The following is a 23,815-nucleotide window of genomic DNA, read 5'->3' on the forward strand; positions in this document are numbered from 1 at the left end:
CGCTTTATTCTTATAAAATGAAATTAAAATTTGCCCATTTAATTTTGGCGGGGGGCGTATGCCTTACTGCCAGTGCCTTTGTTAGCGATAGCAAAGATGACCCAAAACCAAAAAAATACATCGACCCGGCCAACATGAACAATGCCGTTAAACCCGGCGATGACTTTTTTGAGTACGCCAACGGCGCCTGGGTTAAAAACAACCCTATACCCGGTAAACAAACCCGCTGGGGTGCGTTCCAGATTTTAGGACAAGAAAACACAGACCGTGTAGTTGCCATCCTAAAAGAAGCTACTGCTCCAGGGCAACCAAAAGGCAGCGTAAAACAACGTGTAGGCGATATGTTTGCCAGCGGTATGGATAGCCTGGCAATTGAGAAACTAGGTTACGCACCTATGAAAGTAGACATGGAGCGTATTGCCCATATTCAAAGTTCAGACGGTGTGATTGTCGAAGCTACTTATGAGCGCGCGAATGCCATAGCCAGCCCGTTTTTCGGATTCGGTGTAGGACAGGACTCAAAGCATCCAACGGTAAACATTGTAAGCTTTGGTCAGGGCGGCACTACCCTGCCCGATCGTGATTACTACTTAAACAGCGATGCACGGACAACCAAAATTCAAGCGGCGTACAAACAGTACATTACTACCTTATTCACTTTAACCGGTACTGATGCTACTACTGCAGCAAAAAATGCAGATGTAGTTTTTGATATTGAACGCAAATTGGCCAAAGCACAGTTAAGCCGTGTAGAGATGCGCGACCCAAATAAGCTTTATAATAAATTTTCAGTAGTTGACTTTAAAAAACAGACCCCGCATTTTAATTGGGTTAAGTTAATGCCCGAAATGAAGGCTGCAGGTCAAGACAGCGTAATTGTAAGCAACCCGGGCTTCTTTAAAACTCTCGACGATTTGGTTGGATCAACCAATGTTACTGACATGAAGGCATATTTAAGCTGGGGGATTTTAAAAGGATTGGCGCCTTCATTAAGCTCCCCTTATGTAATAGCGTCTTTTGATTTTAACAGCGTGCTAAGTGGACAAAAAGTACAAACACCGCGTTACGAGCGTTTGTCGTCATCAATTGATGGTAGTATGGGCGATTTGCTTGGCCAACTATATGCCGAAAAATACTTTAAACCAGCTGCTAAAACTTATATGATTGGCTTGGTAAACAACCTAAAAGTTGTTTTGGGCGACCGTATTAAACGCCTTGACTGGATGAGCGACGAGACCAAGGCCCGTGCCTTAAAAAAGCTATCAACCTTTACTGTTAAGATTGGCTATACCGACAAATGGGAAACTTATAAAGGCCTCACCATTGAGCGTAACGACTATGCTGGCAACCTGCGCCGCATAGCGCAATGGCGTTACAACTTCAACATGGCGCAGCTTGGCAAACCGGTTGACAGGACCCGTTTCGGTATGACACCACCGACTGTAAATGCCAGCTATAGCCCTAACAAAAACGAGATCACTTTCCCGGCTGGTATATTGCAGTACCCCTTCTTTGATTTTAATGCGGATGATGCTGTAAACTATGGCGGCATAGGCGCGGTAATAGGCCATGAAATGACCCATGGCTTTGATGACCAAGGCCGACAATACGACTTTGACGGCTCACTGCATGATTGGTGGACCAAAGACGATGCGGACAAATTTAAAGCGCGCGCCGATAAAGTGGTAGAGCAATACAATGGCTACACGGTTAACGACACCCTGCACGTAAATGGCAAGCTTACATTGGGCGAAAACCTTGCCGACCTCGGCGGTGTCGCGGTAGCATACGAAGCATTTAAGAAAACAAAACAAGGCCAATCAAAAACAAAGATTGATGGATTGACGCCGGATCAGCGTTTCTTCTTATCGTTTGCGCAGGTATGGAGGGGCTCTGCCCGCCCGGAAACTGCAGCGCAGCTAGTGGTGGTAGATCCACACTCGCCGGGCCGGTACCGTGCTTATGGTGCTGCCGTAAACATGGATGCATGGTACGAAGCCTTTGACGTCAAACCTGGGGATAAACTTTATAAAAAGCCCGAGGATAGAATTAGGGTTTGGTAAACTGTTTGAAGCAAGATCTATAGGATTAAAAATTTAAGGATTTATCATTTAAATAACAAGCCCCGAACATTCGGGGCTTGTTATTTAAGGGTAATTATAAAAGTCTTCCCAACAAGGAGAATTTAAAGGGCGCTTACCTATCTTTATCGCCGATGATTATTCACCAATTTTACGACAAGGGTTTGGCCCATGCATCTTATGCTGTAATACGCGACAACAAAATGATCGTTATTGATCCTTCGCGTAACCCGCAACCTTATTATGATTTTGCGACGCTGCATGAAGCTGATTTAATTGGGGTGATCGAAACGCATCCGCATGCTGATTTTGTAAGCTCGCACCTGGAAATAAACCAAACCACCGGGGCAACGATATATTGCAGCAGATTGGTTGGCGCCGCTTATGCTCATCAAACTTTTGACGACGGAGATATTATTCATCTGGCCGACGTAAAGCTGACGGCCATTAACACGCCGGGGCATTCGCCTGACTCTATCAGCGTTTTGCTGACAGACGAACAAGGTAGAGATTGCAGCATTTTTACCGGCGATACTTTATTTGTTGGGGATGTGGGTCGCCCTGATCTGCGTGAACATGCAGGCAATATCATTGCTAAGAAAGAAGAACTGGCGCACCAGCTTTACCATTCGTTGCACGATAAATTAATGCTGTTGCCGCATCATGTTATCGTTTATCCGGCTCATGGCCCCGGATCGCTTTGCGGAAAAACTATCAGCCCGGACCTATGCAGCACTATTGGTCGCGAATTGAAGGAGAACTATGCTTTAAAGATCCACCATGAAAATGAATTTGTAAAAATGCTACTTGCCGACCAACCATTTGTACCACACTACTTTGGTTTTGATGTAGACCTGAATCAAAAAGGAGCGCCCATTTTTCAAACAAGTGTTGATACCGTGGACAGAAGCCTACAGGAATTACAACGCGGAAAAGTTATAGTAGATACCCGCCCTGCTGACCAGTTTAGTACAGGCCACATCAAAGGTGCCATCAACCTGCAAAATGGCGATAAGTTTGAAACCTGGTTAGGCTCGATTATAGAACCTTTTGAAAAATTTTACCTGCTTGCCGCTAAAGAAGACGAGCTGACCGACGTTATTGAAAAAGCGGCTAAAATAGGTTACGAGCAAAATATTAAAGCAGCGTTAATCGCATTAGGCGGCGATGAATCATCGCCGATATTAAACGTTGACGACCTTAAAACATCGCCACAAAAATACACGGTTATAGATGTCCGCAATAGTAATGAGATTACCGCAGGAAAAATCTTTAAAGATGCTTTAACTATACCGCTACCAGAGTTGCGTAACCGTTTGCACGAAATCCCGACAGGTAAACCTATTGTGGTACATTGCGCGGCAGGTTATCGGTCGGCCGCCGCTGCCAGCATGATTGCCGGGAGGATAAGCTCAACCCCGGTTTATGATTTGGGTGAAGCCATTTCAGGTTTTATGACTCAAAACAATCATTAACCATGAGCCCCGAACTCACGATAGTACAAACCGCCGACGGCTCAAACACCATTTTTAATCCCGCGTTTGGCGAAAATTACCATTCAAAAAATGGCGCGCTGCAAGAAAGCAAGCACGTATTTGTCGATGCCGGCCTGAGCTATTTTTTAGCTACATATAACGCCAAACAAGCTTCGGTTTTAGAGGTGGGCTTTGGCACCGGCCTTAACTTTTTAATGACTGCAGATTTTTGCGTCGAGCATCAGATTGAACTCAACTACACAGGTGTTGAAGCTTATCCCCTCACTCATGAGTTACTTGGCAGCACAGGTTACAATCAATATACATCTGCCGAAACATGGCAATCGCTTTTGAATGACTATCAATCGGCATTATTAAGACCCACAGCTATTAACCCCGAGTGCCGATTGCAAATTGCCAACTGTAAGCTTTTGGATTTTCAGTCGGACATTAAGTACGATGTTATATATTTCGACGCCTTTGCTTCTGCCCATCAACCCGAAATGTGGAATGAAGAAGCCATTGGTCACACTATAAAATTTTTAAAGCAGGGAGGGGTATTTGTTACCTATGCCATCACCGGTAATTTAAAACGGATGCTGAAAAGTTTAGGGCTACAGATTCAAAAAATCCCGGGCGCACATGGTAAGCGTGAAATGCTCCGTGCTATTTTATAAATACGGTAAATCAACAAAAAAAATCTGCACATCAAAAAATCCACATCATGGCTATCACTCCACCAATTACAGCACATAACCCGGCGACAGCTTTTGAGCGTCTGCTAACCATAATGGACGACCTGCGTTTAAATTGCCCCTGGGACAAAAAACAAACGCTGGAGAGCCTGCGCCACCTTACCATTGAAGAAGTTTATGAGCTGTCCGATTCTATTTTGTCTGCAGATATGCCTGAAATTAAAAAGGAACTAGGCGACATTATGCTGCACCTGGTTTTTTACGCGCGCATAGCATCCGAAGGCAACCATTTTAATATCACCGACGTACTGAACAGTATATGCGATAAGCTGATTAACCGCCACCCGCACATCTACAGTGATGTGGAGGTGAAGGACGAAGCTGATGTGAAACGCAATTGGGAGCAGATAAAACTTAAAGAAGGAAATAAATCCGTTTTAGGCGGCGTGCCTGTTTCGTTACCGGCGCTGATTAAAGCATCGCGTATACAAGAAAAAGCCCGTGGTGTTGGGTTTGACTGGGAAGAAAAAAGCCAGGTTTGGGCCAAGGTTGAAGAAGAATTGCAAGAATTTAAAAACGAGTTTAATGTTGAGAATGAAGGCGAAATAGACCGCGAAAAAGCCGAAGGTGAGTTTGGCGATCTGCTGTTCTCGTTAATCAACTACGCCCGTTTTATTGACATTAGCCCGGAGAATGCCCTTGAAAAAACCAACCGTAAGTTTATAAAACGGTTTCAGTACCTGGAAAGCAAGGCTGCCGAAAACGGGCAGCAATTACAAAACATGAGCCTTGCCGAAATGGATGTATTTTGGGACGAGGCCAAAAAACTAAAATAGCTCACACAAACATGAAAAGGGCAACAATAAAACATACGCTGATATATTTGTTGCCCGCCTTAATATTATGTTTTGACGGCTGCATTAAAACCCAGCGCGACCCCGAAAAATACCTGGCCGACAAAGGGTATCCATTAGGTACATTTGAGGGTAACTGTGTAAAATTGCATCGAAAAACTGTCTATTATCAATTTGATACCTTAAAAGTTAACTTAAGGTTGACGTTGTCAACTAATACAGGATACAACATAACGGGTGATACCACTACCTGGCATGCGGGCAGTTATGGCAGTTTTAGCGAAGACTTTGTAAATATGGTGTTTGATGATGTGACCAACCCGTCAGCATCCGCAGCAAAAAAGACCCATCTATCGGGCTTTTACACATATGACTATGACGGTACCACACTCATCATTACTCCGGGGGGCCAGCAGGCTGATACGCTGAGGTATACCTATAACTTAAAACGGGTTAAATGAACGCCCTACTTAAAACGGATGGCTTTTACGGGTAATATTTTTGCCACCAGCATGGACGGTATCGTAAGCACCAATAAACAGAGCAACATGGTGCCCAGGTTTAACAGTATTATATCCATCCAGTTAAGCTCTATTGGCACAAAAGTCATGTAGTATGCTTCGGCGTCCAACTTTAAAAAGTGAGTATTATATTGTATCCAGCTTATGCCTAAGCCGACCAGGTTACCAAAAAGCAAGCCCAGGCCAATCAAATAAGCGGCATTATATAAAAATATCTTCTGGATACTCCAGTTATTTGCGCCCATAGCCTTAAGGATACCTATCATAGCAGTGCGCTCCAGGATCATGATCAGCAAGGCCGATATCATATTAATTACGGCTACGGCCAGCATGAGCACCAGCATTACCCGGGCATTTACGTCAAGCAATGGTAGCCAATCAAATATCAGCGGATAATTCTCGTAAACCGTCGTCAGCTTTAAACGGACAGGCAAAATATTGTTAAGTTGGGCAGCTATATCGTTAACGTTTTCAAGGTTGTTTATCTTAATTTCATAGCCACCAACCTCGTTGGGCGCCCAATCGTTAAGGCGTTTAATAAGCGCCAGGTCGCCTATAACATAGGCTTTATCTATCTCCTCAATACTAGTATCAAAAATACCGGTCACCTTAAAGGGGCGACGGCGCAGCGGCTCTTGCACGTAGTACATCACCATGTTATCGCCTACTTTCAGTTTTAAGCGGTTAGCAATGATCTGCGATATCACAATTTGCCGCTTTGACCCGGTCGTATCCGCAAAGTCAATTACCCTACCGGCAACCAAATTCTTCTTTATAAAATCCCAGTTATAAGTGGCATCTACCCCTTTTAGTATTACTCCTTCTATTTCGTTATTAGCTTTGATGATACCGGGTTTGGTGGCAAAAGGCATAATGTGCAGTACTTCGGCATTTTTGCGCGCCTCAGTAACAAAAGTGTCGGCGGCGGTAAATGGCGAGTTCTCGTACGATGCATTTAGATCATACTTAACCACCTTGATATCACCATCGAAACCGCGAACTTTTTCTTTGATCTCGTTCTTAAACCCACGAATAATCGCCAGCGACAATATCATGGCGCTTACCCCCAACGTAATGGCAATAATGGCTATCCGCACAATCAGTTTCGAGAACGTGCGTTTAGATTTAAACGAGATACGTCCAGCTATAAAGGATGCAAAATTCAAATGCAGTAGTGTTAATTTTGTAACTTAGCAAATATGCGGTTTTACCGCCTAAAATTGCTGTTAATTTTAAAGCGTATTGTTATTTATGATTAGCCAAAAAACATCAACCTGTATACTGACATTATTATTTGCAGCCTGCATTAACATGGCCTGTGGCGAAACACCAACCTCAAAAAAAACTCCGCCACTTCAATCGGCTAAAGGCATAATACCGGGTGCAGACCAAACCGCCCTGTATATAAACTATTTAAAGGGAAAAAATGTTGCCATGGTGATTAATCAAACGTCAGTGATTGGTAAACGTTTAGTGCCCAGTGCCGACAGCCTTTTAGCTTTAGGTTTACCTATAAAAAAGATTTTTGGGCCGGAGCATGGTTTTAGGGGCGATGCCAGCAATGGCGCTTCGATAAATGACGCAATTGACGTCAAAACCGGGCTGCCTGTAATATCGCTTTACGGCAATAAGCATTACAAGCCAACGGCTAATGACCTAAAAGGAATTAATCTGGTGGTGTTTGATATACAAGATGTAGGCGCGCGTTTTTATACCTACATATCAACCTTGCACTACGTGATGGAGGCCTGCGCCGAAAACAATATTGAATTGCTGGTACTTGATCGTCCCAACCCTAACGGTGCCATTATTGACGGACCGATACTTGACAGTACCTTTAAATCCTTTGTGGGGATGCACCCTATCCCCATCGCCCACGGGATGACTATTGGCGAATATGCGCAAATGATAAACGGCGAGGGCTGGCTAAACAATAAGCTAAAGTGCAAGCTTAAAATCATTAAGGTAGCTAATTATAAACGCAGCGACGCCTATGTTTTGCCGGTCAACCCGTCGCCAAATCTCAACACCAACCAGTCCATAGTATTATATCCAAGTGTGTGTTTGTTTGAGGGCACCACATTAAGCCTGGGCCGCGGTACTATGCTGCCCTTTGTACAGGTGGGGCATCCGCTACTTAAAGGTAAATATAACTACAGTTTTACCCCGGTAAGCATACCGGGCATGAGCGAAAAACCACCTCAAAAAGATCAGGTTTGTTTTGGTATTGATCTGCGCGACTACAACATCAGCTCGATAAAGAGTAAAGGGCAAATCAATTTAGCGTGGGTATTAGCATTGTATAAGGCTTTCCCGGATAAGCCACATTTCTTTAACGCCTACTTTACCAAACTGGCGGGTACCGAAACCTTGAGGAAACAAATTGAGGCCGGTAAAACCGAGGCCCAAATACGCCAGACCTGGGCTGCAGGTTTGGCTAAATTTAAGGCCATGCGCAGCAAATATTTACTATATTAACAATACCACTTAGGCGAGTATTATGATTTAAACAATTATTACCGGTTTTTACTTACAACAAACATACTTACAGGATAAATTGACGATATTATCAGCATAAAACCATTATAGCTAACTTACTGACTGTTAGCTATGATATTCCGTTTACCTTAAAGCAGACATCCGATGAAGATTGTATTTATGGGCACGCCACAATTTGCAGTGGCATCATTAAACGAATTGATACAAGCCGGCGTTGACATTGTTGGCGTTGTTACCGCTCCGGATAAACCTGCCGGCCGTGGCCAAAAAATTGCGCAATCTGCTGTTAAACAATATGCTGTTGAACACAGCCTGCGGGTGCTGCAACCTACCAATTTAAAAGATCCCGATTTTTTGAAGGAGTTGAAATCGCTAAATGCCGATTTGCAGGTTATAGTAGCTTTCAGGATGTTGCCAGAAGAAGTTTGGAACATGCCCGCTAAAGGAACTATCAACCTACATGCCTCGCTACTGCCCAACTATCGTGGCGCTGCTCCGCTAAATTGGGCCATTATTAATGGAGAACATGAAAGCGGTGTAACTACTTTCTTTTTAAAACACCAGATAGATACCGGCAATGTATTGTTTACCGAAAAAGTAACCCTAACCGGGCATGAAACAGCCGGCGAATTGCATGATCGCCTGATGGCCAAAGGTGCTGGTTTGCTGGTTAAAACGGTTAAGGCTGTAGAGAGCGGTCGCTATAATGAGCATCCTCAACACTCCTTAATTGAAGGTAATACTGAACTAAAAAACGCCCCTAAAATTTTCAAAGACGATTGCAAAATAGACTGGAACCAGTCGGCGCAAAACATATATAACTTTATCCGTGGGCTAAGTCCAAGTCCTGCCGCGTTTACCGAGCTTAATGGCAAAACCCTAAAAATATATAGCTCGGCGCTGGTTGATACCGAACCCGGGGTACAACCCGGCGCGTTTTTAACTGACAATAAAACTCACTTGAAATTTGCCGCTAAAGACGGTTTAATCAGCCTGTTGGATGTTCAGTTAGAGGGTAAAAAACGGATGGAAATTGCTGAGTTTTTAAGGGGTGTGAACTTATAGTTGGCATTAAATGAGCGCTCTGGGCGTCACGGAAGTAATTGAAGGGTATGTAGAGGCTCGCGCACATGCTTTGACCATGCTTAACCATCACTTTTTTTCGTTACAACTTATTCAACTCATCCATTAACCCTTTGCTTACTTTGTTAAAGTAGCGGCGTATGCCGTAACCCATTACTGACTGTATGCCCTTAGTGGCATTGGTTAAAAACACCTCGTCGGCTTCGTAAAGTATCTCGGGGTTTATTTGTGCTTCGGTTACGGGTATATTGTTTTTTTTGGCAATGTTGATAACAACCTGGCGCATCACCCCTTCAACGCAGCCTTCGCTTAAAGCCGGTGTATACAAATGATTTTGATACCAGATGAAAACATTTGAACTGCTGGCCTCGCACAAAAAGCCGGCCTGGTTAAGCAGAAACACGTCGTCGACGTTAGCCTGGTTCTTATGCAGCCCTGCCATTACATAGGTAAGCGAGTTACAGGTTTTTATATTAGATAGATAGTTAGATGGTTTTGGCAGATCTGTAAACACATCAACTATCAAACCTTTATCATTCAAAAAATAGCGTGGTTCGTCAGCCGGAATAAATTCCAGACAATAGCCAACCTTGTTTTGCGATGGCGTATATAACCCGTCCGAATCGCGATAGACCGTTAATCTTAGCCTGCCATGTTTAGATTTGTTTCTAACCGATAATTGTTCGGCTTTTTCTTTCAGAAAATAAGCATCCATTTGCGAATAGCCGTCCATTTTCAGCGCTTTCATGCCGCGCTGCAGGCGGTCGGCATGTAGGTCGGCAAACTTAAGCACCCCCTTAAGCATGCGCATGCTTTCAAACAAACCATCGCCATACTTAAAAGAACGGTTAGCAACCGATAGCACTTTGCTATCAGCAGGGATAATTTCACCGTTAAAATTTATATACAGCAGTGCCATGGGTTATTAAGCGCTAATTTCGCCATTTTGTGTGGCATTGGCGCTAATATATTTTCGCCATTTTTCAATTACCGATGCAAAATCCTCTGGCATAGGGGCTTCAAAATGGATAGCTTTTTTGGTACTTGGATGCACAAAACCCAGCGTTTGTGCATGCAGAGCCTGGCGCGGCATCAGTTCAAAACAATTTTCTACAAACTGTTTGTATTTGCTGTACACTGCACCTTTTAAGATCTTATCGCCACCATACATCGAATCGCTAAATAAAGGGTGTCCAATGTGCCTCATGTGGGCGCGTATCTGGTGTGTGCGACCAGTTTCAAGCTGGCACTCCACCAGGGTGACATAACTAAAACGCTCTAACACACGGTAGTGTGTTACTGCCCATTTGCCCTTCTCTTCATCGTCATAAATAGACATTACCCTACGGTCTGCAATGCTGCGGCCTATATAGCCGGTAACGGTTCCATCATTATCCAGATCGCCCCAAACTAAAGCGATGTATTTACGGGTTATAGAGTGATCAAAAAACTGGCGGGCCAGGTAAGTCATAGAACGCTCGTTTTTGCTAATGAGCAGCAAGCCCGAGGTGTCCTTATCTATACGATGCACCAAACCCGGGCGGCCATCATTACCCGGCAAAGTAGGTAATTGCTGAAAATGGTATACCAGCGCGTTTACCAGTGTACCATTGTAGTTATTGTAGCCGGGATGCACTACCATGCCAGGTGCTTTGTTCACCACTAGTACATCATCATCTTCATAAACAATATTTATCGGCAAATTTTCGGGATAAACCTCGGTATCTCGCGGCGGATGCGGTAATACCACTGATATTATATCAGCAGGTTTAACCCTGTAACTGGCTTTTATTACCTTATTGTTAACGAGCACATTGCCCGCATCAATAGCGTTTTGTATGCGATTACGAGAGGCATTCTCTACCCGATACATCAAGAATTTGTCGATACGTAAAAGCGATTGCCCTTTATCAACAACTACCCGCAGGTGCTCATATAGGTCCTGTTCTTCCTGTTCGATATTATCGGGCTCATTTATCATTGCGGCAAAAATAAAGGTTTTTCGTTCTCAATCAGTTAATATTTAATAATACCCTAACTGCTTATCATATTGATTATTAATAAATATGTACTATTTTTATAGCCAATAAAACCTCACTTTAAAACAATATGAAAAAACTTTACTTTTTAACCACCCTGGTGGTATTAAGCGCTGCAACTTTTAAAGCCAATGCGCAATCAAACGATGATGGCATCTCTGATTTGTTTAAAGGCAATCCCGGCGACGTAAACAAGCTAATCAATGCTTACACAAACCCTCTTTTTAAAGGATTTGGTAATAGCTTAAATGGCGGCTGGACTAATACAGCCAAGACTTTGACATTAGGCCATTTTGATCTAAGAATAAGCGCTTCAGCAAGTATTATTCCGCAGGCAGATAGAACTTTCGATATCAACGCTTTAGGTTTGACTAATATCAAAGCTACATCTTCTCCAATTGCACCAACATTTGGTGGTAGCGACGCTTTGAGTACAGGTATCACTATAAGCGATCCTGCTGATCCAAATAATCCTAACCGTCAATACAAAACCACCCTGCCTAAAGGTGTTACGCAATACGTTCCTGCACCTCAAATACAGCTTACAGTTGGCTTAATAAAGAACACCGACGTTACCCTACGTTTGATACCAACTACAAAGATCACCGACGACGTAGGCTCAGTAGGTATGGTTGGTTTTGGTGTTAAACATAACATTATTCAAGATTTTGCCAAAGGCGCTGTAAGACCATTTGATTTATCGGTAGCGGTAGGTTATACACGCTTATCTTATAACAAACCACTTTCAGTACGTCCTGAGACTAACAACGGCGGTACTACTGGTAGTCAAGATTACAGCAATCAGCGTCTTGAGGGCCATTTTAGCGGTTGGAATGCCCAAGTGATCTTATCTAAAAAGTTTGCAATTATCACACCGTTTGTTGCTGTGGGTTTCCTAACCAGCAAAACTGATGTTGGCTTAAAGGGCAATTTCCCATTTGTTACTGGCGTAACGCCTAGTGCTGTTGAAGCTGATAGGAAGCCTACATACACCACCTACGCAAACCCAATAACAATTGGTGGATCATCTTCTTCGCAGGTAAGTGGCTTACGTGCCGATTTAGGCTTCCAGTTAGAACTGTCTATAGTGCGTATTTACGCATCAGGCAGTTTGGCTGAGTATAAATCTGTAAACGCCGGTATCGGTTTCGGCTTCTAAGAGCTTAATGCAAATCAATTTAGAGATATTTAGTCCCGTTCAGCAAATTAACCATAAGGTGTTTGCTGAGCGAGACTTATCTGTTTTTATAAAGCGCGAGGACCTGATACACCCCATCATATCAGGCAATAAATGGCGTAAGCTTAAATACCTGCTCAAAAAGGCGCAGGCCCAAAACAAAACCCACCTGATAACCTTTGGTGGCGCTTTTTCAAACCACTTATTGGCAACCGCCGGGGCAGGCGCCAGGTTCGGTTTCAAAACCACTGGCATAGTACGTGGCGAAGAAGTTAATAACGATACCTTATTTATGTGCCGTTTACACGGCATGAAACTTATTTTTACCGACCGCGATAACTATCGCGATAAACCAAATTTATTCAATCGTTTTTTTGGCAATGATGATCAAGCCATGTTTATTGACGAAGGCGGCTCATCGCCGGAGGCCGCGCAAGGATGCAGCGAGTTGGTAGACGAGCTTTCAGAAACATATGACCATATCTTCGCAGCATGTGGTACCGGCACTATGTCGGCGGGGATAATTAATGGGCTTACCAGTCACAAACTACCTACCACCTTTAACGGCGTCCCGGTATTTAAAAACGGCGGATTTATTAGAAACGAAATAGATAAGCTACTTACAACTGGCACTGATTATCAATTACATACTGATTACCATTTTGGTGGTTATGGCAAAGCTAATGATGAGCTGATCAGCTTCATAAAAACCTTTGTCGCCGAAACCGGGATATTGATTGACCCAATCTACACCGGCAAAATGCTGTATGCCCTTTATGATCTTGCGGCCAAGGATCACTTTAAACCCGGCAGCAAAATACTGGCTATACACAGTGGCGGCATCTGGGGCCTATTAGGAATGAAAGATAGGTTTGACTAACATTACCGGATTAAGTAGTTATTAGGATTTGATGTCATAATTTATCAGATTATCCGTTAGATTTAGAAAGTTAAGGCATTCTATTCTGTAATCTTTAGCCATTTAATGCTATTTTAAAGCGACATCCTATGTATAACCTATCAGTTGCTCCCGAAAATGTTGCCGATACCCTGAATCAGTACGTACTAGCAGACGGCTTTGACCTAACCTTTGATATGGAAAAAAGTCAGGGCGTGCATATTTATGATTCGAAGAATAAGCGTACGCTGCTGGATTTTTTCACGTGCTTTGCCTCAGTGCCTTTAGGATACAATCACCCCAAAATGCTTAACGACGAGGCCTTTAAAAAAAGCCTGATGCTGGCAGCGTTAACCAATCCCTCTAACTCAGATATCTATACAGAACAATATGCGCAATTTGTAAAGACCTTTGCACGGGTCGGTATACCTGATTACCTACCGCATGCTTTTTTTATTTCAGGCGGTACCTTAGCCATTGAGAATGCACTTAAAACCGCTATGGATTGGAAAGTACAGAAAAACTTTGCTAAGGGCTATAAAACCGAGAAGGGCCATAAGGTTCTGCATTTTGAGCACGCTTTTCATGGCCGATCTGGTTATACGCTAAGTTTAACTAATACCTTACCGGTTAAAACGAAATGGTACGCTAAATTTGACTGGCCAAGAGTATCATTTCCCTACATACAATTTCCACAAACAGAAGCTAACCATGCGGATTTATTGAAACGCGAAGAAGAATCTATCGCTCAAATAAAACAAGCGTTTGCAGATCATAAAGACGATATATGCTCCATTATAGTTGAGCCTGTACAAGCAGAGGGCGGGGATAACCATTGCCGCAAAGAGTTTATGGAGCAACTGCGTTTGCTAGCCGACGAAAACGAGGCGATGCTCATTTATGACGAGGTACAAGTTGGTGTTGGCTTAAGCGGTAAGTTTTGGTGCCATGAACATTTTGGCCCTAATGCCCGCCCGGATATAATTGCCTTTGGCAAAAAGATGCAAATTTGCGGCATACTGGTAAGCAAACGGGTTGACGAAGTTGAGCAGAATGTATTCAATGTATCGTCCCGCATAAACTCCACCTGGGGCGGCAGTTTGGTTGACATGGTGAGGGCGACGAAAATATTAGACATAATAGAAGAAGATAAGCTTTGCGATAAAGCAGCCGAAAACGGCTTGTACCTGCAAAAGCAGCTACAGCAAATTGCACAAACCATACCAGTAGTTCAAAATGTGCGGGGCAAGGGTCTGCTCACCGCTTTCGATTTCCCTGATAAAGCAAGGCGCGACAAATTTATACGGCAAGGCATAGCCAACAACGTAATGTTTTTAGGTTGCGGTAACGGCACCATCCGTTTTAGACCGGCACTGATTATGGGGAAAAGTAATATCGACGAAGGTTTAGCCATTCTTCAAAAAATAGCTAACGGTCTATAAACTGTAATTTTTTTGCTACAGCGGGCTTTTTTGCCCCCCTCGGTCAATTTTATTTTTAGTTGAAAATACTATAATCGTATTTTTGCGTTACATCACTGTACCGAATATTACTGTCAGCCGAATATTACCCCCGACTTATTCGCTGAAAATCCACAGGAGTTACCGGAGCCTTTATACATCATGAGCAGACCTATAGAAAAATTAAAAAAACAGTTAATAGAAATATCCGAAGTTGTTAATGCATTTCAATCAGAAGCGGTACAAGTTAAAGTTGTTGATAAATTGCTTGATGCAATGATAGAATTTGAGCGGGGCGATGCGGATGGGTTTGAGTTTTTGGCGAAAAAAACAGCTAAACCGAAATTCGAGATCGACGACTATAGCAACACCAATCAAAAAAAACCGGGAGCTACCAAAATACTTAACCAGCTACTAAATACCGACTTCTTTAAGTCGCCACACTCTATATCCAGTATTGCGGAGTATTGTAAAGAGAAATTTAATTCAGAATTTAAAACCTCTGAGCTATCGGGTATCCTACTTAAGCTGGCTAAAGAGAACAAGCTTAAACGTCAGCGTAACGAGGGTAATAAAAGATTTGAGTACGTGGTAGCGTAGAAGTTCGTCACTGGTGTAGGTGGATCATTGTTCTGACAAAGTCCTATTTCAGATCAAATAAACTATTCACACCTAAAATTTTACGTGAGGTAAAGCCTTCGCCAAATTTTGCGCCGATAGATTTACCGTATTCGCGGGCACGTGCTTCAACCACCGCTATAAACTCGGGGGTTGATATATAAGTTTGTGGCTCTCCTTCCCACTCAGGGTTATGAAACTGCGACCCGTATGCGTAAATACTTTCTACTTTCTTAGCCCAGTGGTCGGTAACATCTATTACAATATCAGGCTTAATATAAACGTCCTGTATAAAATGCAGTAACAAATTGGCACGCCAGGGTTCTTGCGGTTGCTCATCTTCAAGCGTTTCTATCTTTCTTAAACCGGACAAAAACGAAGCGTCGTTGACCAAATCGCAAGCACGCTTATGGTCAGGGTGCCTGTCATAATAAGCGTTTGTAATGATGATCTCGGGTTGAAACTTACGAATAGCTTGTATTACCTTAAGCTGATATGGTTTGGTGTTTTCAAAGAAACCATCGGGTAATTCCAGATTTTCTCTTACAGTAAGGCCTAATATTTCGGCAGCGGCAGCAGCTTCCTTATCCCGTATCTCGGCCGAACCTCTGGTACCGAGCTCACCGCGGGTTAGGTCAACAATGCCTACCTTTTTGCCCATAGCAATATGTTTTAATATTGTACCCGAGCAGCCTAACTCGGCATCGTCAGGGTGTACGGCTAAAACTAAAATGTCTAACTTAAGCATGGTGCAAAGGTATTTATTGGCCGGCTGCCAATAGTTTATTTATCTTTTTTTTAATTTTTGATGACGAAGGTTTGGTAAATGGATAATAAAAATCGACCACCTTTCCATCTTTATCAATTAAAAATTTATGAAAATTCCAACGTGGAACAGCGCTTAACTTTCCATTCAGCTTCTTGTCTGCCAGGAATTTATAAAGCGGGTCTGCATACGGCCCGCGTACGCTTATCTTGTCAAAAATAGGGAAATTAGCGCCGTAGCTTTCGCAAAAACTATTAATGGCTTCGCCTTCTAAAGGTTCCTGCCCGCCAAAATCATTCGATGGAAAACTTAATATCTCAAAATCTTTTCCCAAATATTCTGCTTTTAAAGCTACAAGCTCCTTAAGCTGCGGTGTAAAGCCACATTGGGATGCGGTGTTAACTATCAGCAGTACTTTGTTTTTAAAATCGGATAGGCTCACTCGCTGCCCTGATATTTTAAGGACATCAAACTGGTGGATACTATGGTTCATCATTAGTTTCTGTACGAGTCGTATCCGGCTTCCTGAAGGATAGCTTCAATATCGCGTTGTTCGCTAAAATCGTAGGTTTGTTTAAGGTTATGGCCAAACAATTTAGCTGCCGATTGAAATATGAAAGCATTAAAGCCGCCTTTTAACTCTTTGACAACATCGTAAGTAGTCAAGTCGGTTTCACGGTTAATTAGTTTGATCAGTATTTCACCCTGATTGATTGTCAGGTTCATTACCTCTTTTTTAAACATATCTTTAACCTGCGTATTACAATTTTCAATCAACTGCTTTTGTTTCTTTTTATCGCCGGTTAAGGCTAAGTCGCGTTGCAATTGACGGTATCGTTCACCGGCAAAATGTGCATAAGGGATAACTTTGCGTACGTTGTATTTTAGCATGCTGAAAGCACGACGATCGGCCTCACTTTTAAATATCCGCGTGGCACTAATAATGACGTCAGGCATCACTATCCAGGGCACCATTTCACCGTCAAGTACGGTCAGGTAGGTTTTTATGGTATCATTTTTGCCAAGTTTTGGCAACGCAGGATGATCTGTTTGAGCACTCGCAGTACCCAAAAAGCAGCCAAACACTATCAAAAACGCAAAAAATTTCATAAATTTACCTATGCAAAATTAATGCATTTTTTTTTGGTATTTCATTATAACAAGCAATTTAACTGTTTATTGTATGTTAAAGTAATAATACCGTAAAGCCTAAGGATGAAAGAATTACTTATTGACCTGGAAGTTGAAAAAACTGAGATATTAAAAAGATATCGGGCTTTGCTGCGCGCGTGTAAATCAACCATGCAAAAGGGCGATAAACGTATGATACGTAAAGCCTTTGATATGGCTTTAGAGAGCCATAAAGATATGCGCCGAAAATCGGGCGAGCCCTATATATATCACCCCATAGCCGTTGCCCAGATAGCTGCCGAAGAAATTGGATTGGGCACCACTTCTATTGTGTGCGCCCTGCTGCATGATGTGGTTGAAGATACCGACGTCACTCTTGATGATATTGAACAAGAGTTTGGAAAAAAAGTAGCCAAAATTATTGATGGGCTTACCAAAATATCAGGGGTATTTGACACCAATAGCTCGTTACAGGCCGAAAACTTTAGAAAAATGCTGCTTACCCTGGCAGACGATGTGAGGGTAATATTGATTAAACTGGCCGACCGTTTACACAATATGCGCACGCTGGAGTCGATGCCACGCGATAAGCAATTGAAAATATCGTCAGAAACAATATATCTATATGCCCCGCTTGCTCACCGGTTGGGATTGTATGCCATAAAATCTGAGTTAGAGGATCTTTCCATGAAATACATGGAACGTGAGACCTACCAGTTTATTAAAAACAAATTAAACGAGAAAAAGACAGAGCGCGAGAAGTTTATCCGGGACTTTATTGAGCCGGTTAAAAAGGTTTTAAACGGGCAAGGCCTGGATGCTGATTTGTTTGGCCGGCCAAAGTCTATACACTCTATTTGGAACAAGATGAAGAAAAAATCTGTTCCGTTTGAAGAAGTATATGATCTGTTTGCCATACGCGTAATACTGGATAGCACGCCTGAAAACGAAAAGTCTGATTGCTGGAAAGCTTACTCGATAGTTACCGACTTGTACCGCCCTAATCCTGATCGTTTACGCGACTGGATATCATCGCCTAAGGCTAATGGCTACGAATCATTACATACCACGGTAATGGGCCCGCGTGGTCAATGGGTAGAAGTACAGATACGTACCAAAAGGATGAATGAGATTGCGGAGAAAGGTTTTGCAGCGCACTGGAAATATAAAGAATCTTCAACCGATAGCGGACTTGACCAATGGGTACAAAAAGTACGCGAAATGCTGAAAAACCCAGACTCAAACGCATTGGAGTTTTTAGATGACTTTAAGATGAATCTTTTCTCTGACGAGATCTTCATTTTTACGCCCAAAGGCGCACTTATACAACTACCGCTTAGTGCTACCGCGCTCGACTTTGCTTTTGAGATCCATACCGATGTTGGAGCAAGCTGTATTGGCGCTAAAGTTAACCATAAACTGGTTCCACTTAGCTATAAGTTGCAAAATGGCGATCAGGTAGAGATCATTACCTCAAGCAAGCAGATACCTAAAGAGGATTGGTTAAGCTTTGTGGTAACTGCAAAGGCTAAGTCTAAAATCAAATCGGCATTAAAAGAGGAAAAACGCAAAATTGCTGAGGATGGCAAGGAGATTTTGGAGCGTAAAATGAAATCGCTGAAAATTACCTACAACTCTGAAAACATACACAAGCTAAGCTATTATTTTAAGCTGGGATCAACGCAGGACCTGTTTTTCAACATTGCCAAAGGCATTATTGACATGAAGGACCTGAGGGAATACCAACTATCGGAAAAAGTAGTTGAAAACAAACCACAGGACAGGATTGAAAACGAACAGCTGCAGGGTTTGCTTCGCAATATTAAAGCAAAAGACAGCGATATGCTGCTTATTGGCGATGATATGCAGAAGATTGATTACAAGTTATCCGCCTGTTGTAACCCAATACCCGGCGACGATGTGTTTGGTTTTATAACTGTTGGCGATGGCATTAAAATACATCGTACTAATTGCCCAAATGCAGCAAAGCTAATGGCCAACTATGGTTATAGGGTGGTGAAAGCCCGTTGGACAAATCAGCAAGAACTAGCCTTTTTGACGGGTTTACGTATTACGGGTATTGACGATGTTGGTTTGATAAACAAACTTACTACTGTTATATCACATGATTTTAAGGTGAATATGCGGTCGATTACGGTAGATAGCGATAACGGTATCTTTGAAGGATCAATAATGGTTTATGTAAACGATACCCAACATTTAGAAAACCTGATAAAACGTTTGAAAACTGTTAACGGTGTAACAGCGGTAACACGTTTCGATGCGATAGAAAAAGCATCTTAAGATAGAATCAAGAGTCAAGATTGTTGCGTTCATTAAGCTTAGTCTTGGCTATTGTTTCTTGACTCCCATTTGATTTCTGACTGTTGCATCTTGCCTCTATTATACTACCTTTGATACTTTAATAAAAAACTATGTCCCAACAGGAAACAATAGCAATGGTTAAAAAGATTTTTGAGGCCTACCTTGAAAATAAGAACCTACGGAAAACTCCTGAGCGCTTTGCTATATTAGAAGAGATTTATTCAAGATCCGACCATTTTGATGTGGAATCATTATATATTCACATGAAAAATAAAAAGTATCGCGTTAGCCGCGCTACTGTTTACAACACCCTGGAGCTGCTGGTGTCATGCGATTTGGTTACCAAGCATCAGTTTGGTAAAAATATGGCCCAGTTTGAAAAATCATACGGCTACAAGCAACATGACCATATTATTTGCCTTGACTGTGGAAAGGTAGTTGAATTTTGCGACCCACGTATTCAGCAGATACAAAGCATGATGGGCGAATTGCTGAAATTTGACATCAAACACCATTCGTTGAATCTTTATGGTAATTGTGAAAAACTTAAGGCAGGTTTTTGTGACAGAAAAATATAACTTTGCGCCCTTGTTAATCAAAGTAATTGTATAAATGACTGTTGACGTATTATTAGGCCTCCAATGGGGCGACGAAGGTAAAGGAAAAATTGTTGACGTATTGAGCGCAGGTTATGACCTGATTGCCCGTTTTCAAGGCGGACCAAACGCTGGTCACACTTTAGAATTTGATGGCAAAAAGTTTGTACTTAACACCATCCCTTCCGGAATATTTTTTGATAACACCCTTAACCTCATCGGTAACGGGGTAGTTATTGACCCAATCACCCTTAAAAAAGAGCTTGATAAGTTAAAAGATGCCGGTCATGACCTTTTAGCCAAAAAGAATTTGGTGATAGCTAAAAAAGCCCACCTGATATTACCTACTCACCAATTGCTTGATGCCGCCAATGAAAAGAAAATGGGCGACGGAAAAATTGGCTCGACGCTAAAAGGTATTGGCCCAACTTATATGGACAAAACCGGCCGTAATGGGTTACGTATCGGCGATATAACCTTACCAGATTTTAAAGAGCGTTACCAGAAGCTAGTCGACAAGCATACGTCGATGCTACAGTCGTTATACGGCGAGGTGCCTGATTTCAGCGAACGTGAGGCAGCGTTTTTTGAGGCTGTTGACCTTATCAAACAATTCCCACTGGTTGACTCTGAGCATTTGGTAAACAACTACCTTAAAGAAGGTAAAAAAGTATTGGCAGAAGGCGCACAAGGCGCTATGCTTGATATTGACTTTGGGTCTTACCCATTTGTAACGTCATCAAACACAACTGCTGCCGGCGCTTGCACTGGCTTAGGTATAGCCCCAAAAACAATTGGCGACGTAATAGGTATATTTAAAGCTTATTGTACCCGCGTGGGTGGTGGCCCCTTCCCTACCGAATTAAGTGACCACACAGGCGAAGAACTACGCAGAATAGGCCACGAGTTTGGCGCTACTACAGGTCGCCCGCGCCGTACCGGCTGGATCGATCTTCCTGCTTTAAAATATGCTATTATGCTTAATGGTGTTACCCAAATGGTAATGACCAAAGCTGACGTGTTGAGCGGTTTTGATAAAATATACGCTTGTACACATTACAACTACTTAGGCGAAAAAATTGATTACATGCCTTACGATATCTGCTCGGTTGATGCCATACCTGTATTGAAAGAAATTGATGGCTGGAAAGAGGATATCACCGGTATTACCGAGTTAGACCAAATCCCTGCCAAACTTCAATCATACATTGACTACCTGGAACAAGAGCTTGGTGTACCGATCAAATGGTTATCAGTTGGCCCTGATAGAAAACAAACCTTAGTATTACATCCATAGTAATACTGCCAACTACAAAAATGAAAAGGCCCTTCCTGACGATTGTCAGGAAGGGCCTTTTCATTTTGTAGCCATTTTGATGTTTATTGAACAACCAATACGCCGTCGGCCATAATGCCAATGTCTTTCTGTGGCGCTTTGATCATGCCTATCTCCGCTTCGCTTTTGCCGGCATCTTTGGCAAAGTGTTGCAGGCGCTCTACTGACGTTTCTTTAACTTTTGCTTTACCTTCTACCACCACATTTTTGCCAACAATGCTCTTCGGCATAAAGTAAGCGTAGTCTTTAAACTGTACCATAACGGTTTTGCCATCGGCCTGTTCCAGTTTCATAAAACAACCTTTTGCGGTACAAACTTCAACCACCTTGCCGGTTACTTTGCCGGTAAATACAGAATCGGTAGCCAATGCTAATTTCAACGCTGCCGTATTGATGGCGTTATCGGCGCTAATGGTTTTGCCGTAGGTTGCGCCCGGTTTTGCCGGCCTTATTTCGCTTTGTTGTGCTAAAGTTGCTAAGCTACAGCCCAAGCTTAATAATATAAGTGCTAGTTTTTTCATATCGGTTTCTTTGAGTAACGCTTCAAATATAGACACAATAACAGCTTAAATACATGACTGTCATCACAATAATTAAATAAGCACCATACCCGATGTTATATTAAGTTGGTTAACTTTACAGGGTGATTATACAGGTAAGCGATCTGCAGTTTTTTAAGCAAAAGGCTTTGCAATGGGCATCAACATTTACAGCATGCTGCTACCTTGACTCTAACAGCTACCACGACCCCTACTCAAAGTTTGATACCCTGATTGCCGCGGGCGTTAAAGCCAGCGTTATTGCTACGGCAGGCGACGCTTTTGACAAGCTTGATACCTTTCGCAGGGCGAACCCGGGTTGGCTGACGGGCTTCTTTGGCTACGATCTAAAGAACGAAATAGAGCAGCTATCATCTGGTAACCCAGACCAACTGCATTTCCCTGATCTGTACTTCTTCGCACCTGAGCATCTTATACTCATTAACGGCGATAGGGTCGAGATCATTGCTAATGATGTTAACGCGGTGCTAGCTGGCATTGATCAGCAGGTACTGACTGCCTACCAGCCCGGGGACATCCACCTAAAAGCGCGCGTAGCCAAGGATGAGTACAGAGCAAGCGTTAACAAGATTAAGGACCATATAACCCGTGGCGACATATATGTAACTAACTATTGCCAGGAGTTATATGCTGATAATGCGCATATTGATCCGGTAGCTACCTTTTTGCAGCTTAACCGGGTGTCGCCTACGCCGTTTGGTACGTTTTATAAGTGGGAGGATAATTACATCCTGTGTGCCTCGCCCGAGCGTTTTTTGGCCAAGCGGGGCTACAAACTGATATCGCAACCCATTAAAGGCACGGCCCGGCGCGGGTCTACCAAAGCTGAAGACGAAGCGATAAAAGAGCAACTGCATAGCAACACTAAGGAGCTGCAAGAAAACGTCATGATAGTTGACCTTGTGCGCAATGACCTTACCCACTCGGCCAAACCGGGTACGGTGAAGACAGAAGAGCTTTTCGGCATCTACACCTTTAATCAGGTGCATCAAATGATCTCTACGGTTGTTTGCGAGCTACAGGAGGGCCTATCAGCTATAGAGGCGATACGTAACACCTTCCCAATGGGTAGCATGACAGGGGCACCAAAAATTAGCGCTATGAAGCTAATGGAGCAGTATGAGCATAGTAAACGCGGGGTATATTCCGGGGCTATTGGGTACTTTAGCCCGGATGGCGACTTTGACTTTAATGTAGTCATCCGAACGTTGCTATATAACGCTACAGCTACCTATCTGTCCTTCCATGTGGGGGGAGCAATTACTTACTATGCTGATGCAGAGCAAGAGTACGCGGAGTGCTTGCTCAAGGCTAAGGCTATTTTAGAGGTTTTGGGGCAGTCGCTTACGTAATCCAGTTCCCGTATTCGACTCGTTTGTTTAACGCGTGTGTGAAACAAATGAAACAAGTGAAACAAGATTTTGACTCAACGGTTTGTAAATGAGGGCTTTGAAAAAATAGAGTGAAACAAAATGAAACAAGATTTTCATATAAGCTACTTATTTATAGCTAGTTAAGAAATTGGCAAAAGTCCATTAAAGACTGACTTGTCCTGCTATAGGTTGACAAAACTGATGGACAAATGGACAAACAGAAACACAAAAACAAACAAAAGATTATAGCTGAATACTTGCTTGGGGGTACAAGTACCCGTAAATTAGCTATCAAATATGGCTACGGCCATGTCACGATATCCAGATG

Annotated in this window: 22 protein-coding genes; 15 read left to right on the forward strand and 7 right to left on the reverse strand. The window is 42.8% G+C overall.

All coding sequences use genetic code 11. The features are described 5' to 3' along the window. Positions 1–17: 17 nt before the first annotated feature. The 5 genes from ACFSYC_RS16300 (at position 18) to ACFSYC_RS16320 (ending at position 5,566) form a co-directional block, all read left to right on the forward strand. Positions 18–2,063, forward strand: a complete 2,046-nt coding sequence (locus tag ACFSYC_RS16300) for a M13 family metallopeptidase (protein ID WP_377129735.1) — start codon at positions 18–20, stop codon at positions 2,061–2,063. Between the two features lie 152 nt (positions 2,064–2,215). Continuing rightward, positions 2,216–3,556, forward strand: coding sequence for a rhodanese-like domain-containing protein (locus ACFSYC_RS16305; RefSeq protein ID WP_377129737.1), 1,341 nt, complete (start codon positions 2,216–2,218; stop codon positions 3,554–3,556). A gap of 2 nt (positions 3,557–3,558) precedes the next feature. After that, a complete protein-coding gene (gene mnmD / locus ACFSYC_RS16310) occupies positions 3,559–4,233 on the forward strand; it encodes a tRNA (5-methylaminomethyl-2-thiouridine)(34)-methyltransferase MnmD (RefSeq protein WP_377129739.1) in 675 nt (224 codons plus the stop codon). Between the two features lie 47 nt (positions 4,234–4,280). Next, a complete protein-coding gene (mazG, locus tag ACFSYC_RS16315; protein ID WP_377129741.1) occupies positions 4,281–5,087 on the forward strand; it encodes a nucleoside triphosphate pyrophosphohydrolase in 807 nt (268 codons plus the stop codon). 11 nt (positions 5,088–5,098) lie between these two features. Continuing rightward, on the forward strand, positions 5,099–5,566 hold the full coding sequence (locus ACFSYC_RS16320) for a hypothetical protein (RefSeq protein WP_377129743.1): 468 nt from the start codon (positions 5,099–5,101) through the stop codon (positions 5,564–5,566). Positions 5,567–5,571: 5 nt separating this feature from the next. On the opposite strand, the gene ACFSYC_RS16325 is transcribed toward ACFSYC_RS16320, so the two are convergent. Further along, complete coding sequence (locus ACFSYC_RS16325; protein ID WP_377129745.1) at positions 5,572–6,792, reverse strand: ABC transporter permease; 1,221 nt, start codon at positions 6,790–6,792, stop codon at positions 5,572–5,574. Positions 6,793–6,877: 85 nt separating this feature from the next. Here ACFSYC_RS16325 and ACFSYC_RS16330 point away from each other — a divergent pair, with 85 nt between their 5' ends. Both ACFSYC_RS16330 and fmt read left to right on the forward strand, forming a co-directional pair. Beyond that, positions 6,878–8,104 carry an exo-beta-N-acetylmuramidase NamZ family protein gene (locus ACFSYC_RS16330; protein ID WP_377129747.1) on the forward strand — a complete coding sequence of 409 codons (1,227 nt, stop codon included), beginning with the start codon at positions 6,878–6,880 and terminating at the stop codon, positions 8,102–8,104. A gap of 165 nt (positions 8,105–8,269) precedes the next feature. Further along, positions 8,270–9,190: a methionyl-tRNA formyltransferase gene (fmt, locus tag ACFSYC_RS16335; RefSeq protein WP_377129749.1), complete on the forward strand. Its 921-nt coding sequence runs from the start codon at positions 8,270–8,272 to the stop codon at positions 9,188–9,190. 100 nt (positions 9,191–9,290) lie between these two features. On the opposite strand, the gene ACFSYC_RS16340 is transcribed toward fmt, so the two are convergent. Together ACFSYC_RS16340 and ACFSYC_RS16345 are read right to left on the reverse strand one after the other, a co-directional pair. Next, a complete protein-coding gene (locus ACFSYC_RS16340) occupies positions 9,291–10,127 on the reverse strand; it encodes an aminotransferase class IV (protein WP_377129751.1) in 837 nt (278 codons plus the stop codon). A 6-nt stretch (positions 10,128–10,133) separates the two neighbouring features. After that, complete coding sequence (locus tag ACFSYC_RS16345) at positions 10,134–11,189, reverse strand: RluA family pseudouridine synthase (protein WP_377129753.1); 1,056 nt, start codon at positions 11,187–11,189, stop codon at positions 10,134–10,136. A 128-nt stretch (positions 11,190–11,317) separates the two neighbouring features. Here ACFSYC_RS16345 and ACFSYC_RS16350 point away from each other — a divergent pair, with 128 nt between their 5' ends. The 4 genes from ACFSYC_RS16350 (at position 11,318) to ACFSYC_RS16365 (ending at position 15,382) form a co-directional block, all read left to right on the forward strand. Next, entirely contained in the window at positions 11,318–12,406 is a 1,089-nt protein-coding gene (locus tag ACFSYC_RS16350) for a DUF6588 family protein (RefSeq protein WP_377129755.1), read from the forward strand. Between the two features lie 7 nt (positions 12,407–12,413). Next, on the forward strand, positions 12,414–13,304 hold the full coding sequence (locus ACFSYC_RS16355) for a 1-aminocyclopropane-1-carboxylate deaminase/D-cysteine desulfhydrase (RefSeq protein ID WP_377129757.1): 891 nt from the start codon (positions 12,414–12,416) through the stop codon (positions 13,302–13,304). Between the two features lie 128 nt (positions 13,305–13,432). After that, a complete protein-coding gene (lat, locus tag ACFSYC_RS16360) occupies positions 13,433–14,764 on the forward strand; it encodes an L-lysine 6-transaminase (RefSeq protein ID WP_377129759.1) in 1,332 nt (443 codons plus the stop codon). Between the two features lie 180 nt (positions 14,765–14,944). After that, positions 14,945–15,382 (forward strand): hypothetical protein, encoded by a 438-nt coding sequence (locus ACFSYC_RS16365; RefSeq protein ID WP_377129761.1) that lies wholly within the window; start codon positions 14,945–14,947, stop codon positions 15,380–15,382. Positions 15,383–15,425: 43 nt separating this feature from the next. Here ACFSYC_RS16365 and bshB1 read toward each other — a convergent pair whose 3' ends face one another. The 3 genes from bshB1 to ACFSYC_RS16380 are packed head-to-tail and all read right to left on the reverse strand — an operon-like array spanning position 15,426 to position 17,276. Beyond that, on the reverse strand, positions 15,426–16,148 hold the full coding sequence (gene bshB1, locus ACFSYC_RS16370; protein ID WP_377129763.1) for a bacillithiol biosynthesis deacetylase BshB1: 723 nt from the start codon (positions 16,146–16,148) through the stop codon (positions 15,426–15,428). 13 nt (positions 16,149–16,161) lie between these two features. Beyond that, positions 16,162–16,662, reverse strand: coding sequence for a glutathione peroxidase (locus tag ACFSYC_RS16375; RefSeq protein ID WP_377129765.1), 501 nt, complete (start codon positions 16,660–16,662; stop codon positions 16,162–16,164). After that, positions 16,662–17,276, reverse strand: a complete 615-nt coding sequence (locus ACFSYC_RS16380; RefSeq protein WP_377129766.1) for a DUF4294 domain-containing protein — start codon at positions 17,274–17,276, stop codon at positions 16,662–16,664. Before ACFSYC_RS16380 ends, ACFSYC_RS16375 begins: the two co-directional genes overlap by 1 nt. A gap of 105 nt (positions 17,277–17,381) precedes the next feature. Here ACFSYC_RS16380 and ACFSYC_RS16385 point away from each other — a divergent pair, with 105 nt between their 5' ends. The 3 genes from ACFSYC_RS16385 (at position 17,382) to ACFSYC_RS16395 (ending at position 21,515) form a co-directional block, all read left to right on the forward strand. Further along, the gene (locus ACFSYC_RS16385) at positions 17,382–19,601 is read left to right on the forward strand and encodes a RelA/SpoT family protein (protein WP_377129768.1); all 2,220 of its coding nucleotides are present in this window, start codon (positions 17,382–17,384) and stop codon (positions 19,599–19,601) included. 131 nt (positions 19,602–19,732) lie between these two features. Beyond that, entirely contained in the window at positions 19,733–20,200 is a 468-nt protein-coding gene (locus ACFSYC_RS16390; protein WP_377129770.1) for a Fur family transcriptional regulator, read from the forward strand. Between the two features lie 34 nt (positions 20,201–20,234). Beyond that, on the forward strand, positions 20,235–21,515 hold the full coding sequence (locus ACFSYC_RS16395) for an adenylosuccinate synthase (RefSeq protein WP_377129772.1): 1,281 nt from the start codon (positions 20,235–20,237) through the stop codon (positions 21,513–21,515). An 83-nt stretch (positions 21,516–21,598) separates the two neighbouring features. Here the strand turns inward: ACFSYC_RS16395 and ACFSYC_RS16400 are convergent, their stop codons facing one another. Further along, complete coding sequence (locus tag ACFSYC_RS16400; protein WP_377129774.1) at positions 21,599–22,075, reverse strand: DUF4920 domain-containing protein; 477 nt, start codon at positions 22,073–22,075, stop codon at positions 21,599–21,601. 122 nt (positions 22,076–22,197) lie between these two features. On the opposite strand from ACFSYC_RS16400, the gene ACFSYC_RS16405 reads away from it, so the two are divergent. Beyond that, complete coding sequence (locus ACFSYC_RS16405; RefSeq protein WP_377129776.1) at positions 22,198–23,466, forward strand: anthranilate synthase component I family protein; 1,269 nt, start codon at positions 22,198–22,200, stop codon at positions 23,464–23,466. Positions 23,467–23,815: the final 349 nt, after the last annotated feature.

It is taken from the genome of Mucilaginibacter antarcticus, from assembly GCF_042686155.1.
Taxonomy (GTDB): domain Bacteria; phylum Bacteroidota; class Bacteroidia; order Sphingobacteriales; family Sphingobacteriaceae; genus Mucilaginibacter; species Mucilaginibacter antarcticus.

Coding starts and splice junctions, on each gene's coding strand:
- ACFSYC_RS16300 (WP_377129735.1), top strand. CDS start 18: ATGAAATTAAAATTTGCCCATTTAATTTTGGCGGGGGGCGTATGCCTT.
- ACFSYC_RS16305 (WP_377129737.1), top strand. CDS start 2,216: ATGATTATTCACCAATTTTACGACAAGGGTTTGGCCCATGCATCTTAT.
- mnmD (WP_377129739.1), top strand. CDS start 3,559: ATGAGCCCCGAACTCACGATAGTACAAACCGCCGACGGCTCAAACACC.
- mazG (WP_377129741.1), top strand. CDS start 4,281: ATGGCTATCACTCCACCAATTACAGCACATAACCCGGCGACAGCTTTT.
- ACFSYC_RS16320 (WP_377129743.1), top strand. CDS start 5,099: ATGAAAAGGGCAACAATAAAACATACGCTGATATATTTGTTGCCCGCC.
- ACFSYC_RS16330 (WP_377129747.1), top strand. CDS start 6,878: ATGATTAGCCAAAAAACATCAACCTGTATACTGACATTATTATTTGCA.
- fmt (WP_377129749.1), top strand. CDS start 8,270: ATGAAGATTGTATTTATGGGCACGCCACAATTTGCAGTGGCATCATTA.
- ACFSYC_RS16340 (WP_377129751.1), bottom strand. CDS start 10,127: ATGGCACTGCTGTATATAAATTTTAACGGTGAAATTATCCCTGCTGAT.
- ACFSYC_RS16345 (WP_377129753.1), bottom strand. CDS start 11,189: ATGATAAATGAGCCCGATAATATCGAACAGGAAGAACAGGACCTATAT.
- ACFSYC_RS16350 (WP_377129755.1), top strand. CDS start 11,318: ATGAAAAAACTTTACTTTTTAACCACCCTGGTGGTATTAAGCGCTGCA.
- ACFSYC_RS16355 (WP_377129757.1), top strand. CDS start 12,414: ATGCAAATCAATTTAGAGATATTTAGTCCCGTTCAGCAAATTAACCAT.
- lat (WP_377129759.1), top strand. CDS start 13,433: ATGTATAACCTATCAGTTGCTCCCGAAAATGTTGCCGATACCCTGAAT.
- ACFSYC_RS16365 (WP_377129761.1), top strand. CDS start 14,945: ATGAGCAGACCTATAGAAAAATTAAAAAAACAGTTAATAGAAATATCC.
- bshB1 (WP_377129763.1), bottom strand. CDS start 16,148: ATGCTTAAGTTAGACATTTTAGTTTTAGCCGTACACCCTGACGATGCC.
- ACFSYC_RS16375 (WP_377129765.1), bottom strand. CDS start 16,662: ATGATGAACCATAGTATCCACCAGTTTGATGTCCTTAAAATATCAGGG.
- ACFSYC_RS16380 (WP_377129766.1), bottom strand. CDS start 17,276: ATGAAATTTTTTGCGTTTTTGATAGTGTTTGGCTGCTTTTTGGGTACT.
- ACFSYC_RS16385 (WP_377129768.1), top strand. CDS start 17,382: ATGAAAGAATTACTTATTGACCTGGAAGTTGAAAAAACTGAGATATTA.
- ACFSYC_RS16390 (WP_377129770.1), top strand. CDS start 19,733: ATGTCCCAACAGGAAACAATAGCAATGGTTAAAAAGATTTTTGAGGCC.
- ACFSYC_RS16395 (WP_377129772.1), top strand. CDS start 20,235: ATGACTGTTGACGTATTATTAGGCCTCCAATGGGGCGACGAAGGTAAA.
- ACFSYC_RS16400 (WP_377129774.1), bottom strand. CDS start 22,075: ATGAAAAAACTAGCACTTATATTATTAAGCTTGGGCTGTAGCTTAGCA.